The sequence below is a fragment of the Achromobacter sp. LC458 genome, assembly GCF_001005835.2.
Classification (GTDB): domain Bacteria; phylum Pseudomonadota; class Gammaproteobacteria; order Burkholderiales; family Burkholderiaceae_B; genus Achromobacter; species Achromobacter spanius_B.
This window is the reverse complement of sequence record NZ_LBHW02000048.1, coordinates 1-12,055: the sequence shown is the minus strand read 5'-3', so window position 1 is coordinate 12,055 and position 12,055 is coordinate 1. Positions and strand designations below refer to the sequence as shown.

The window sequence follows — 12,055 nt, the reverse complement described above, 5'->3', positions numbered from 1 at the left end:
AGACAGGGGCGAACAATGGCGGACGAAGCTGGGCAAGGGCACGAGCGGTTTTTAGTGGCGTTGGCATTGGCGATGGTGGACCAGCCGCGCGCCACGTTGCAGGAACTGGCCAAGGCCGTGGGCGTCAGCAAGGCGACGCTATACCGCTTCTGTCAGACGCGGGACCAACTGGTCCTGCGGCTTACCACGCATTGCGCGCACGTCATGAAGAAGGCGTTGGCGGATTCGCATCTGGATACCGCGCCGCCGCGCGAGGCGTTGCACACGCTGATCCACCAGAACATGGCGCACAAGGAACTGACTGCGTTCCTGATGTACAACTGGAAGCCCGACAACGAGCAGCAGCCCGACATCATGAACAGCTGGTCGGGCTACCAGGAATCGCTGGATGCGTTCTTTTTGCGCGGGCAGCGCGAAGGCGCCTTCCGCGTGGACATCACGGCGGCGGCGCTGACGGAAATGTTCATTGGCGTGCTGACCAGCATGGTGGACGCCGAACGACGCGGGCGCGTCGCGCGGCTGGGCATTGCGTCCGTGGTCGAGCAGATGATGCTGCACGGCATCGCCGGCGAACCGGTGCGCGCACCGGTTGCGGCAGCGCCGGCCTGATCAGGCGCCGGCGACGGGGCGACCGAAGAACGGGTAGTTCGGGTCGTTGTAGCCGTGGCTGGACGCGTGGCCCGGAACGACCCAGCCGTCTACGATGGCTTCGTCTTCGGGCGTGATGGTGACGTCCAGCGCGGCGTAATAGTCTTCCATTTGCGCCAGCGTGCGCGGGCCGGCGATCACGCCGGTGATGATCGGATTCGCCAACACCCAGGCGGTGGCAAAATGGCCCGGCTGCACGCCGCGCGTGGCACTGTGCTGCACCAGCTGCTGGGCGATCTGTAGCGACTCTTCACGAAATTCCGTGGCCAGCATGCGGCGGTCGCCACGCCCGGCGCGGGTATCGGCGGCAGGCGCCTGGCCCGGCAGATACTTGCCCGTGAGCACGCCGCGCGCGATGGGGCTGTAGGGCACGACGCCCAGCCCGTAGTGCTTGCAAGCGGGCAAGATTTCAACTTCCGGGCCGCGGTTCAGCATGTTGTAGTACGGCTGGCACACCACCGGCTGCGGCACGCCCATCTTTTCGCATAGCCGCATCACCTCGGCAATGCGCCATCCCCGGAAGTTCGACAGGCCAAAACTGCGCAGCTTGCCCGCGCGGATCAGGTCGCCCAGCGCCCACAGCGCTTCTTCCAGGTTTTCTTCGTGAAAGTCGCGGTGCAGGTACAGGATGTCCATGAAATCCGTGCCCATGCGCATCAGGCTTTGCTCAACGCCGCGCATCAGCCACTGACGCGAATAATGCGAGTGGTTCGGGCACTTGCCCACCACGTTGCCGATCTTGCTGGCCAGCACCCAGTCGTGGCGCTGCCCTTGCAGCAGCTTGCCCACCACCTGTTCCGAGCGGCCTTCGTTGTAGACGTCGGCCGTATCGATGAAGTTCACCCCATGGTCACGCGCCGACGCAACGATGCGCGCGGCCTCGTCGTCCGGCGTTTGTTCGCCGAACATCATGGTGCCCAGGCACAGGGGCGAAACGCGCAGGTTGCTGGAACCCAGACGGCGGTATTTCATGGGGCGATTCCTTTCTGATCAATGAAGTCGACGCGGATGAAGTCGACGCGGCGCGAACCCCGTGGCGGCGGTTCGCGCGGCGTTAATCCTACACCTGCGTTTCCTTGTCCGCATCCACCGCCGCCAGGATCTTGCCGAACAGTGCATCCGCGTGGGCGGAATTCAGCCAGCGCACAATCACCACCATCTTGCGTTCCGGTTCCACCCACGTGAACGAGCTGCCCGCGCCCACGCCGAAGAAGCTTGTGGCCGGCACGCTGGGAAACACGCGGCCTTGATCGTTCAGCCAGATCAGGTAGCCGTAATACGGCGCGATGGCGCATGGCGTGCGCATCGCCTGAATCCATTCGCGCGACAAGATCTGCTTGCCGTTGGCCTGGCCGTCGTTCAGCAGCATCTGGCCGATCAGCGCCTGGTCGCGCGCGCTGATGGACATGCCGCCGCCCCAATGCGAACCACCCGGCACGGACGGCATGCGCTGGCCGTCGATCTCGACCCAGGCGGTGTCGTAGCCCACCCATTGCCAATCTTCGCTGGCGCCGATGGGGCGCGTGACGGCTTCGCGGAACACGTCGGGCAAGGGCTTGCGGAACAGGTGCAGCAGCGCGTACGACAACTGGTTGATGCGCACGTCGTTGTATTCCCAATACGTGCCGGGGCGCTGCAAGGGGCGCGCATCGCCCTTCTTGCCATCGGGCGGCACGCCGAAGGTCACGGCGCGATAGCGATCGGCCTGGTCGGACACGCCGAAGCGTTCGCCTTCCCATTCGCTGGTCTGTTGCAGCAGGTGGCGCCAGGTGATGTCAGCGTTCTGGCCTTCATCGAAGCCGATGCCCGGCACGCGCTTGCCCACGGGTTCGTCCACGTCGGGCAACAGGCCACGGTCATGCGCCACGCCCGCCAGGATCGCCAGGTACAGCTTGGCCACGCTGAAGGTCAGGTCGGCGCGTTCGGGCTCGCCCCATTCGGCCACCGTCTTGCCGTCCACCACCACCACGCCCGACACCGGGCCACGGTCGTGGATGGGACCCAGCAGGCGGTTCCAGGGCGGCGGGTCGTTCAGGTGCACGCCAAAGTTGCCCTTGACGCTGCGGTCCCAGGTGGATTCGTGTTCATTGGCGAATTGGATCGCCTGCTGCATCAGCGTGTTCATGGTTTCCCTCGTCGTTGTGTTTGTCTTGGTCTTAAGCCGCCACGCCATCCGGGGCGCGCGCCAGGAATTCCATCGCGGCCCGCACGCCGCCCGCCTGGTGCGGTACTCCGGCGGCGGCCAGCCCCATTTCAACGCCGGCCAGCGTGCCGCACAGCGTCAAGTCATTGAAGTGGCCCAGATGCCCGATGCGGAAGATGCGGTCGGACAGCTTGCCCAGGCCCTGCCCCAGCGACATATCGAAGCGTTCAAGAATGACCTTGCGCAACGCGTCGGCGCCATGGCCTTCGGGCATCATCACGGCGGTCAGCGCGGGGCTGTGGGCAGCCGGGTCCAGGCTTAACAGTTCCAGCCCCCACGCGGCCACCGCCAGACGCGTCGCGCGGGCATGGCGTTCGTGGCGCGCGAACACACGCGGCAAACCCTCGGCCTGCAACATGGCCAGCGCTTCGTGCAGGCCATACAGCAGATTGGTTGACGGCGTGTAGGGGAAATAGCCCTTGGCATTGGCCGTCAGCATTTCGCGCCAATCCCAATACGAACGGGGCAGCCGGGCGGTATCGGCGGCGGCCAGCGCGCGCGCGCTGACGGCGTTGAACGCCAGGCCGGGCGGCAGCATCAAGCCCTTTTGCGAGCCGGCCACGGTAACGTCCACGCCCCATTCATCGTGGCGGTAATCGATGGAGCCCAAGGACGATATCGTGTCCACCATCAGCAGCGCGGGATGCGCGGCGCGGTCGATCGCGGCGCGCACGGCGGCAATGTTGCTGGTGACGCCGGTGGACGTTTCGTTATGCACCACGCACACCGCCTTGATGCGCTGCTGCGTGTCTTCGGCCAGCCGCGCGCCGATCACGTCGGGGTCCACGGGGTGGCGCCAGTCGCTTTCGATGTAGTCCACGTCCAGGCCCAGCCGGCCCGCCAGCTTCTTCCACAAGCTGGCGAAGTGGCCGGTTTCCACCATCAACACGCGGTCGCCGGGCGACAGCGTATTGACCAGCGCGGCTTCCCAGGCGCCGGTACCCGACGACGGAAAAATCACCACGGGCGACTGCGTCTGGAAAACGGCTTTGGACCCTTCCAACACGGCGTGGCCCAGCTCGCCAAACTCGGGGCCACGATGGTCGATGGTGGGTTGGTCTATGGCGCGCAAGACGCGGTCGGGCACGTTGGTCGGCCCCGGAATCTGCAAGAAGTGCCGGCCGGACAAATGGGAATTCAGGGAAAGCATGCGTAGCCCCACAGTGGAATTATTTGTATACCAACGAAAGATGCGCGGCGATTCAAACGGCTTTTGACACAGCCCCGGCCGAGCAGGCGGACTTGCGGCATGCGCCACTCTATCCCATTGTTTTTGCACCGATAACCTAGGGTATACACCCATGATTGAAGTCGCTGCGCGGGGTTTATAGTCTGAAAAAATTCGGGGAAAAGTTGGTATACCAATGAGCAGCAATCCTAGCCTGTTGCCGGATCTGGCCGGGTCGGCACACGCCGATTCCGCCCTGCCCGACGCGCCGCCGCAAGGGGCCGTGTCGCCGGCGCCGCGCGTTGCCGGCAACGGCCGCACGCTGCCTGGGGCCGTCGCCGGAGCGCTGCGCGAACGCATCATCCAAGGGGAATTTCCCCCCGGCTCCCGCCTGAACGAACGGGCGCTGTGCGACCTGTTGGGCGTGTCCCGCACACCGATGCGCGAAGCGTTTCGCGTGCTGGCGGCCGAGGGCCTGGTGCAGATCGAACCGAATCGTGGCGCGCAGGTGGTGGCGCTGTCGGAAGCCAATATCCGTGAAGCGTTTGAAGTGATCGGCGGGCTCGAAGCCATGTCGTGCCGGCTGGCGTGCGAACGCGCCACCGATCTTGAAATTGCCGAGATCCGCGCGCTGACCTACGAAATGATGGCCAGCCACGCGCGCCATGACCTGCCCACGTACTTTCATACCAACCGCGAAATTCACGAACGCATCAGCCTGGCCTCGCACAACAGCCTGCTCAAGCAGCTGTACGACGCGCAGAACGCGCGCATCCAGAACCTGCGGTTCGTGTCGAACGAGAACCGCCAGAAATGGGATCTGGCCATGCGCGAACACATCGACATGGCCGAGGCCCTGGACGCGCGCGACGCCGACCGGCTGGCCGGCATCATGCGGCAGCACTTGCAGCGCAAGTGCGAGGCCGCGCTGAAAAGCATCAACGCCGATGCAAGCATCAACGCCAATGCGGCACCCAAGACCGCGCCGTCGTCCGACTCTGGTTGAGCCTGCCCTCCCAGCGCAAGGACGATAACGATAAAACCAGGGTGGCGCGGCCCGGAGCGAGATGATGGATACGCAGTACATGTAGTGCCTTCCACAGGAGCCTTCACCATGGCTGATAGTCGCTTCACACCTGCCTCACCCGCCCGACCCCGCACCCACCGCGTCACTGCCGCCGCCCCACTACGCGCGGCCGTCGCCGCCGCCCTCTTCGCCTGCGCCGGCCTTGCCGCCCAGCCCGCGCTGGCGGGCAAGAAAGACGACACCTTGCGCATGGCGTACGACCAGGCGCCTGAAAGCGTCGACCCGTACTTCAACAACGTGCGTATCGGCGTCATCATCGCCGCCAACGTCTGGGACACGCTGCTGTACCGCGACCCCGTCACCAACGAGTACAAGGGGCAGCTGGCCAAAAGCTGGAAGCAGATCGACGACAAGACCATGGAATTCGAATTGCGCGAAGGCGTGAAATTCCATAACGGCGAAGAGTTCGATGCCGACTCGGTGGTGTACACGCTGAACTACGTGGCAGACCCGAAGAACAAAGCGGTCACGCAGCAGAACGTGTCGTGGATCGACAAGGTTGAAAAAATCGACAAATACAAGGTGCGCCTGACCACCAAGGAGCCCTTCCCTGGCGCCAAGGAATACCTGTCCACCACCGCCGCCATCCACCCCGCCAAGTACTACCAGGAAGTCGGCCCCAAGGGCATGAACGCCAAGCCGGTGGGCTCCGGCCCGTACAAGGTGGTGGACTATCAGCCCGGCAAATCCATCACGCTGGAACGCAACACCGACTACTTCAAGGACTCGCCCAAGGCGCAGCCGAAGATTGGCAAGGTGGTCATCCGCTTCATCCCCGACCGCCAGACGCAGATGGCCGAAGTCATCTCCGGCGGCGAAGACCTGATCATGAGCGTGCCCAAGGACCAGGCCGAACAGCTGGGCCAGATGCCCAACCTGCAAATGGTCACCGGCAACACCATGCGCATCGTGTTCATGCAGATGAACATCCAGGACGGCACCCCCGCGCCGCAACTGAAAGACGAGCGCGTGCGCAAGGCCATCATCCACGCCATCGACCGCGAATCCATGTTGAAAAACATCGTGGGCGAAGGCGGTGGGCTGATCAACACCATCTGCACGCCCTCGCAAGTGGGTTGCACGCAAGACGGCGCGCCCACCTACAAGTACGACCCGGCGCTGGCCAAGAAGCTGCTGGCCGATGCGGGCTACGCCAATGGCTTCGACATCGACATCGTGGCCTACCGCGAGCGCAACCAGACCGAAGCCATCATCAACTACCTGCAAGCCGTGGGCATCCGCGCCAAGCTCAACTTCTTGCAGTACGCCGCCATGCGCGACATGATCCGCGCCAACAAGGCGTCGCTGACCCACCAGACCTGGGGTTCCAACCTGGTCAACGACGTGTCGGCGTCCACCCCCGTGTACTTCGCCTTCGGCAATGACGACATCACGCGCGACCCCAAGGTGCGCGACCTGCTCAACAAGGGCGACCACACCATCGACAGCGAGGCGCGCAAGGCCGCCTACAAAGAAGCGCTGGACCTGATCGCGCAAAAGGCCTACGCGGTGCCGCTGTGGACGCTGCCCGCCTACTACGTCGCCACCAAGGACGTGAACTTCAAGCCGTATTCCGACGAACTGGTCCGCTTCTGGGACATGAGCTGGAAGTAGCCACGCGGGAAGTCACGCGCGGGGTAACGCCGGGCGGGCGCCACGCCCGTCCGGCGGGCTGAAACGTTAGAGGAAGTCCTATGCTTTATTTCACGATCAGGCGCCTGGGCCTGGCGGCGCTGGTGGCGCTGACCGTATCGATCCTGGCGTTCCTGCTGCTGCACCTGTCGGGCGACCCGGCGCTGGCGCTGGCCGGCGAAGGCGCGCGTCAGGCCGATATCGACATGATCCGCAAGACCTACGGGCTGGACCGGCCGCTGGTGGTGCAATACGCCGACTGGCTGTGGCACATCATGCAGGGCGATTTCGGCACGTCGGTGTACTTCAAGACCGAGGCCGGGCCGTTGATTCTGTCCAAGCTCAAAACCACCTTGCTGCTGGGCATGGGCGCGCTGGGCTTTGCGCTGCTGGTGTCGATTCCGCTGGGCGTGCTGGCCGCCATTTACAAGGGCAGCGTGATCGACCGCGTGTGCCTGGCGATTGCCGTGCTGGGCCAGGCGCTGCCAAACTTTTTCTTTGCGCTGATTTTGATCATGCTGTTTTCGATATCGCTGCGCATCCTGCCGGTGTCGGGCAGCGGCACCTGGCAGCATTTCGTGATGCCCGCGATTGCGCTGGGCTACTACGTGGCGCCGGCCTTCATGCGACTGATACGCGCCGGCATGATCGAAGTGCTGGGCGCGGACTACATCCGCACCGCCCGCGCCAAGGGGCTGCCCGCGCGCAAGATCATCTTCAAGCACGCCCTGCGCAACGCCATCGTGCCGGTTGTGGCGCTGGCCGCCGTGCAGTTGGGCTACCTGCTGGGCGGCTCGGTCGTCATCGAAACCATCTTCGCGCTGGACGGCCTGGGCTATCTGGCCTACCAGAGCATTACGTACAAGGACTATCCGGTGATGCAGCTGATTGTGCTGCTGCTGTCCGTGCTGTACGTGCTGCTGACGCTAGCCGCCGATATCGCCAACGCGTGGCTCGATCCGCGCATCCGGGTGTCCTGACATGACCACGCCTATCCTCACCCCCTCCGTTCCCGGCGCGCCCGCCCCCGCCGCGTTGGAACTGTCCGCCTCCACCTTGCGCTGGCGCAGGCTGCGCCGCAACAAGGCGCTGCTGGCCGGTGGCGGCATCCTGCTCATCATCGTGCTGATCGCGCTGCTGGCGCCGTGGATTTCCCCGCACGACCCGTACTTCCAGGACCTGGCCTACCGCACCGCGCCGCCCGTCTGGTACGCCAAGGGCACGTGGCTGCATCCGCTGGGCACCGACCAGCTGGGCCGCGACTATCTGTCTCGCCTGTTCTACGGCGCGCGCATTTCGCTGTTGATCGGCGTCAGCGTGGCCTTGATATCCGGAATCATCGGCACCGCCATGGGCATGGCCGCCGGCTACTTCGGCGGCAAGGTCGACATGGCCGTGTCGTTCCTGATCACGACCCGTTTGTCCATGCCCGTGATCTTGGTGGCGCTGGCCACGGTGGCCATCGTCGGTGGTTCGCTGTGGGTGGTGATCCTGGTGCTGGGCTTTTTGAAATGGGACCGCTACGCCGTGGTCATGCGCAGCGCCACGCAGCAGGTGCGGTCGCTGGAATACGTGGCGGCGGCGCAGGCGGCCGGGGCGTCCACGTGGCGCATCGTGTGGGGCGAAGTGCTGCCCAACGTGGTGCCGCAGCTGATCGTGATTGCCACGCTGGAAGCGGCCAGCGCCATCTTGCTGGAAGCCTCGCTGTCGTTCCTGGGCCTGGGCGTGCAGCCGCCGCTGCCGTCCTGGGGGCTGATGATTTCGGAAGCCAAGGCGTACATGTTCTTTTCGTTCTGGCTGATCGCCATTCCGGGTTCGGCGCTGGCCTTGTTGATCTTTGCGATCAACCTGGCCGGCGACGGGCTGCATCAACTGCTGACGCCTGAAGAGAGGGCCTGACCATGGCCGACAAAGAAATTGTGCTGGACGTGCAAGGGCTGACGGTCGACATCGCCACGCCGCGCGGGCCGCTGCACGCGGTGCGCGACGTGTCGTTCCAGGTCAAGCGCGGCGAAACGCTGTGCCTGGTGGGCGAATCGGGCTGCGGCAAATCGATGACGTCGCTAGCCATCATGGGCCTGTTGCCCAAGGCGGCCAAGCGCACGACACGCCGGCTGGCGGTGCTGGGCGAAGACCTGTCCACCGCGCGCAGCCGGCGTATCAATGCGCTGCGCGGCAGCAAGATGGCGATGATTTTTCAGGAACCGATGACGGCGCTGAACCCCGCCTACGCCATCGGCGAGCAACTGACCGAACACTACATCCACCACCGCCATGCCAGCCAGCAACAGGCGCGCGACCGCGCGGTGGAACTGCTGGAAAAGGTGGGCATCGCCTCGGCCGGCCAACGCCTGACGCAATATCCGCACCAGCTTTCCGGCGGCCTGCGCCAGCGCGTGATGATAGCCATGGCGCTGATGTGCGGCCCGGAACTGCTGATTGCCGATGAGCCCAGCACGGCGCTGGACGTCACCATCCAGGCGCAAATCCTGCGCTTGCTGGCGGACTTGCAGGCCGAGCTTGGCATTGCCATGGTGTTGATCACCCACGACCTGGGCGTGGTGGCGCGCATTGCGCAGCAGGTGGCGGTGATGTATGCGGGGCAGATCGTCGAGGAAGGCCCGGTCAAGGACATCTTCGCCACGCCGCGCCATCCGTACACCGAGGGCTTGCTGGGCTGTATCCCCGTGCCCGGGCGCACCCCGCCCGGCGAATCGCTGGGCACGATACCCGGAGTGGTGCCGTCATTGGTGGGCGAGCTGCGCGGCTGCGCCTTTGCCGACCGTTGCCGCTACGTGCAGCCGCAATGCCGCGACACCGTGCCCGTGCACGGCCAGCCGCCGCATCAACAATGGCGCTGCATCCGCGTTGAAGAAGGAGTCCTGGCATGAGCGCGCTGTTGCAAGCCGAAGCCGTCAGCCGGCAATTTTCGATCCGTTCGGGCATGTTCCGGCCGCGCAGCACGCTGCACGCCGTCAACGGCGTGGACCTGGCCGTGGAACGCGGCGCGGTGCTGGGCATCGTGGGCGAATCGGGCTGCGGAAAGTCCACGCTGGCCCGCATGCTGCTGGGCCTGACGCCGCCCAGCGACGGCGCCATCAAGCTGGACGGCCAAGACATCCGCCAGATGGACCGCCGCGCGCTGGCGCGCCGGGTGCAGCCGATTTTCCAGGACCCATATTCGTCCTTGAACCCGCGCCGGTCCATCGCGTCCATCGTGTCGCTGCCGCTTGAGGTGCACGGCATCGCCAACCCCAAGATGCACAAGGCCATCGAGATGCTGGAACGCGTGGGCCTGCCTCCCCGGCTGGCGCACAACACGCCGGGGCAGCTGTCCGGCGGCCAGCGCCAGCGCGTGGCGATTGCGCGCGCGCTGGTCATGAACCCGGAAATCGTCATCTGCGACGAGCCGACATCCGCGCTGGACGTATCCGTGCAAGCGCAGATCATGAACCTGCTGATGGAACTGCGGCGCGAGTTCAACCTGACGTATGTGTTCATCAGCCATAACCTGGCGGTGGTCGAACACATCGCCACGCATGTGGCGGTGATGTACCTGGGGCGTGTGGTGGAATCGGCGCCCACGGCCAAGTTGTTCCACGACCCGCACCATCCCTATACGCAGGCCTTGCTGGCGTCGGTGCTCACGCCCGAACCGGGCTTGGGCATTCCGGACATGGGCTTGGGCCTGTCGTTCCCCGACCCCTTGCATCCGCCGCCCGGTTGCCCGTTTCACCCGCGTTGCCAACACGCCATGCCGCAATGCAAGGTGGAGCGGCCCGCACTGACGCTGCGTGACGGGTCCGTGGTGGCTTGCCATCTGTATCCCGAATCCGGCGCTGCATCGACCGCGGCATCTGCTTCCATTTCTAGTGCTGCTTCCCTTTCCTCTTCAATTCCCAACTCCACCGGAGCCCGCTCATGACCCGCGAGCAAGCCATCGCCCAAGCAGAACAGTGTTTCGATTCGGGCGCCTTCCGCGCCCTGCTGGCGCGGCGCCTGGCGCTGCCCACCGAAAGCCAGAACCCCGAGCGCGCCGCCGTGCTGGCCGACTACCTGGAATCCGAGATCCGCCCGGCCTTCGAGGCGCTCGGATTCACCTGCCGCACCCTGACGCATCCCAAGGCGCTGGCGCCCTTCCTGTACGCCGAGCGCATCGAAGACGCCGCCCTGCCCACCGTGCTGGGCTATGGCCACGGCGACGTCATCCGTGGGCTGGAAAAGGAATGGAAGGAAGGCTTGACGCCCTGGGCGCTGACCGAAGCCGAAGGCCGCTGGTATGGCCGGGGCATTGCCGACAACAAGGGGCAGCACACCATCAACATGGAAGCGCTGCGGCTGGTGCTGCAAGCGCGCGGCAAGCTGGGCTTCAACGCCAAATATCTGATTGAAATGGGCGAAGAGACGGGCTCGATGGGCTTGCGCGAACTGTGCGCCGACCATCGCGACATGCTGGCGGCCGACTTGCTGATTGCATCCGACGGCCCGCGTCTTGCCCCCCAGCGCCCCACCATCTTCCTGGGCGCGCGCGGCAGCCTGAACGTTGATCTGTCTATCGAGGCACGGGCCGGCGGCCACCATTCGGGTAACTGGGGTGGGCTGATTTCCAACCCCGGCATTCAGCTGGCGCACGCCATATCGACCATCGTGTCGCCCACCGGGCAGATCCGTATTCCGGAATGGGTGCCGACCGAACTACCCGCTGCCGTGCGCCGCGCCTTGGCCGACTGCCAGGTGGACGGCGGCGCCGACGGCCCCGAGATCGAACCGGACTGGGGCGAACCTGGCCTGTCGCCCGCCGAGCGCGTGTTCGGCTGGTGCTCGTTTGAAGTGCTGGCCTACAAGACCGGCAACCCGGAAACGCCCGTCAACGCCATCCCGCCGCGCGCCTGGGCGCGTTGCCAGCTGCGCTTTGTGGTCGGCGTGGACCCGGACGACCTGATCCCGGCCCTGCGCCGGCATCTGGACAGCCACGGCTTCTCGATGGTCAAGATTGCGCTGACGCGCGAATCCATGTTCCGCGCCACGCGCATCGATCCGGACGATGCCTGGGTGCAATGGGCGGTGGATTCGCTGGAACGCACGTCGGGCCAGAAGACGGCGCTGCTGCCCAACCTGGGCGGCTCGTTGCCCAACGACATCTTCACGGATGTGCTGGGCCTGCGCACAATCTGGGTGCCGCATTCCTACCCCGGTTGCTCGCAGCACGCGCCCAACGAACACCTGCCGCCCGAACTGCTGCGCCAGGCGCTGGGGTTGATGACGGGCCTGTACTGGGACCTGGGCGCGGGCGACACGCCACCGCTGTCGCGCTGAG

Annotated in this window: 11 protein-coding genes; 8 read left to right on the top strand and 3 right to left on the bottom strand. The window is 65.3% G+C overall.

Annotation, left to right across the window (positions count from 1 at the left end; translation table 11 throughout):
* The first annotated feature begins 15 nt into the window (after nt 1–15).
* On the top strand, nt 16–609 hold the full coding sequence (locus YH64_RS26380) for a TetR/AcrR family transcriptional regulator (RefSeq protein ID WP_046807219.1): 594 nt from the start codon (nt 16–18) through the stop codon (nt 607–609).
* Here the strand turns inward: YH64_RS26380 and YH64_RS26375 are convergent, their stop codons facing one another.
* The 3 genes from YH64_RS26375 to YH64_RS26365 form a co-directional block, all read right to left on the bottom strand.
* Entirely contained in the window at nt 610–1,620 is a 1,011-nt protein-coding gene (locus YH64_RS26375) for an aldo/keto reductase (RefSeq protein WP_046807220.1), read from the bottom strand.
* A gap of 88 nt (nt 1,621–1,708) precedes the next feature.
* The gene (locus YH64_RS26370; protein WP_046807221.1) at nt 1,709–2,773 is read right to left on the bottom strand and encodes a serine hydrolase; all 1,065 of its coding nucleotides are present in this window, start codon (nt 2,771–2,773) and stop codon (nt 1,709–1,711) included.
* A gap of 31 nt (nt 2,774–2,804) precedes the next feature.
* Complete coding sequence (locus YH64_RS26365; protein ID WP_046807222.1) at nt 2,805–4,001, bottom strand: alanine--glyoxylate aminotransferase family protein; 1,197 nt, start codon at nt 3,999–4,001, stop codon at nt 2,805–2,807.
* Between the two features lie 214 nt (nt 4,002–4,215).
* Here YH64_RS26365 and YH64_RS26360 point away from each other — a divergent pair, with 214 nt between their 5' ends.
* The 7 genes from YH64_RS26360 (at nt 4,216) to YH64_RS26330 (ending at nt 12,054) form a co-directional block, all read left to right on the top strand.
* A complete protein-coding gene (locus tag YH64_RS26360; RefSeq protein WP_046807223.1) occupies nt 4,216–5,025 on the top strand; it encodes a GntR family transcriptional regulator in 810 nt (269 codons plus the stop codon).
* A 108-nt stretch (nt 5,026–5,133) separates the two neighbouring features.
* Nucleotides 5,134–6,720 (top strand): ABC transporter substrate-binding protein, encoded by a 1,587-nt coding sequence (locus YH64_RS26355; protein ID WP_046807224.1) that lies wholly within the window; start codon nt 5,134–5,136, stop codon nt 6,718–6,720.
* Between the two features lie 80 nt (nt 6,721–6,800).
* Entirely contained in the window at nt 6,801–7,718 is a 918-nt protein-coding gene (locus tag YH64_RS26350) for an ABC transporter permease (RefSeq protein ID WP_046807225.1), read from the top strand.
* A 1-nt stretch (nt 7,719) separates the two neighbouring features.
* Nucleotides 7,720–8,637 (top strand): ABC transporter permease, encoded by a 918-nt coding sequence (locus tag YH64_RS26345; protein WP_052946117.1) that lies wholly within the window; start codon nt 7,720–7,722, stop codon nt 8,635–8,637.
* 2 nt (nt 8,638–8,639) lie between these two features.
* Nucleotides 8,640–9,629 carry an ABC transporter ATP-binding protein gene (locus YH64_RS26340; protein ID WP_046807226.1) on the top strand — a complete coding sequence of 330 codons (990 nt, stop codon included), beginning with the start codon at nt 8,640–8,642 and terminating at the stop codon, nt 9,627–9,629.
* On the top strand, nt 9,626–10,663 hold the full coding sequence (locus tag YH64_RS26335) for an ABC transporter ATP-binding protein (RefSeq protein ID WP_046807227.1): 1,038 nt from the start codon (nt 9,626–9,628) through the stop codon (nt 10,661–10,663). The genes YH64_RS26340 and YH64_RS26335 overlap by 4 nt, the downstream gene beginning before the upstream one ends.
* Complete coding sequence (locus YH64_RS26330) at nt 10,660–12,054, top strand: M20 family metallopeptidase (RefSeq protein WP_046807228.1); 1,395 nt, start codon at nt 10,660–10,662, stop codon at nt 12,052–12,054. Before YH64_RS26335 ends, YH64_RS26330 begins: the two co-directional genes overlap by 4 nt.
* Nucleotide 12,055: the final 1 nt, after the last annotated feature.